The following is a 1,635-nucleotide window of genomic DNA, read 5'->3' as shown; positions in this document are numbered from 1 at the left end:
CGACCTCGGACTCCACGTGGTGTGGTGCCCGAAGTACCGCCGTCCGGTCCTCGGCGGCCGGGTCGCGGAACGGCTGGACGAACTGATCCGGCTGAAGGCCGACGAACGCGGGTGGGAGATCATCGCGCTTGAGGTGATGCCCGACCACGTGCACCTGTTCGTGAAGCACGACCCGAAGTCGTCGGCCTCGTACGTGGCGAACCAGTTCAAGGGCTTCACGTCCCGCGTGCTGCGCGAGGAGTTCCCGCACCTGAAGTCGCGGATGCCCACACTGTGGTCGTCGTCGTACTTCGCGGCCTCGGTCGGCGCTGTGTCGGCGGCCACGGTCGAGAAGTACATCAGCACCCAGTGGGAACGCCCGTGGAAGAAGGGGGACGGCTCGTGATCCGCGCGTACAAGTTCCTCCTGCGCCCCACGGCCCGTCAGACGGCCGCGCTCGGCGAGATGCTGCGCGACCACTGCTCCCTCTACAACGGCGCGCTGCAGGAACGCCGGGACGCCTACCGGCACACCTCGAAGACCGGCGTCCGCTACGGCGACCAGTCCGCACAGCTCAAGGAGATCCGCGCGTTCGACCGGGAGCGTCAGGGCCGCTGGTCGTTCTCCTCCCAGCAGGCCACCCTGCGGCGCCTCGACAAGGCGTTCCAGGCGTTCTTCCGCCGCGTCAAGGCCGGACAGACCCCGGGCTACCCCCGCTTCAAGGGCGTCGGGCACTTCGACACCGTCACCTTCCCGAAGGACGGCGACGGCTGCCGCTGGGACTCCACCCCCCACGCCCCCGTCACCCGCGTGCGGCTCCAGGGCATCGGGCACGTCCGTGTCCACCAGCACCGGCCCGTACAGGGCCGCGTCAAGACGATCTCGGTCAAGCGCGAGGGAAACCGCTGGTACGTCGTCCTCTCCTGCGACAACGTGCCCGCCGAGGAACTGGCGCCCACCGGGGCGATCGTCGGCATCGACATGGGCGTCGCCCACTTCCTCACCACCTCGGACGGCGAACACGTCGCCAACCCGCGCTTCCTCCAGGCGATGGCCGACGAGCTGGCCGAAGCGCAGCGGCACCTCGCGACGTTCCCGAAGCGGACCCGCCGGCGCACCAAGGCCCACCGCGCCGCTGCCCGGAAGGTCGCCAAGCTTCACGGCAAGATCCGCCGTCAGCGCGCCGACTTTCACCACAAGACCGCCCGTGCACTGGTCGCCGACCACGACGTCATCGCGCACGAACGGCTCAACACGGCGGGCATGGCCAAGAGCCCCGCACCCAAGGCCGACCCCGAGCAGCCCGGCAGCTTCCTGCCGAACGGCGCTGCCGCGAAGGCCGGACTCAACCGCAGCATCCTCGACGCGGGTTGGGCGCAGTTCCTCGGAATCCTGGCGAACAAGGCTGAGAGTGCCGGTCGCCTGGTGGTTCCGGTGGACGCGCGCAACACCTCCCGCACGTGCCCCGACTGCGGGCATGTCGCGAAGGAGAACCGCGCCACCCAAGCGAAGTTCGCATGTACGGCGTGCGGGTTCGCGGCGAACGCGGACCACGTCGGCGCGACGAACGTCCTCAACAGGGCCGGGCTGGCCCTCTGCACGGCGGCTTAGCCACCGACGCAGGAAGCCCGCGCGTTTACGCGTGGGTGGAGTCAC

Annotated in this window: 2 protein-coding genes; both read left to right on the top strand. The window is 69.7% G+C overall.

Annotated features, from left to right (window positions below):
- Positions 1–16 precede the first annotated feature (16 nt).
- On the top strand, positions 17–385 hold the full coding sequence (gene tnpA, locus ACLF6P_RS29805) for an IS200/IS605 family transposase (RefSeq protein ID WP_415954534.1): 369 nt from the start codon (positions 17–19) through the stop codon (positions 383–385).
- Positions 382–1,590, top strand: coding sequence for an RNA-guided endonuclease InsQ/TnpB family protein (locus ACLF6P_RS29800; RefSeq protein WP_415954533.1), 1,209 nt, complete (start codon positions 382–384; stop codon positions 1,588–1,590). The genes tnpA and ACLF6P_RS29800 overlap by 4 nt, the downstream gene beginning before the upstream one ends.
- Positions 1,591–1,635 lie beyond the last annotated feature (45 nt).

It is taken from the genome of Streptomyces lothianensis (assembly GCF_047779955.1).
Taxonomy (GTDB): domain Bacteria; phylum Actinomycetota; class Actinomycetes; order Streptomycetales; family Streptomycetaceae; genus Streptomyces.
Note: the sequence above shows the minus strand (reverse complement) of the source record. Positions and strands in the feature narration are given on the sequence as shown.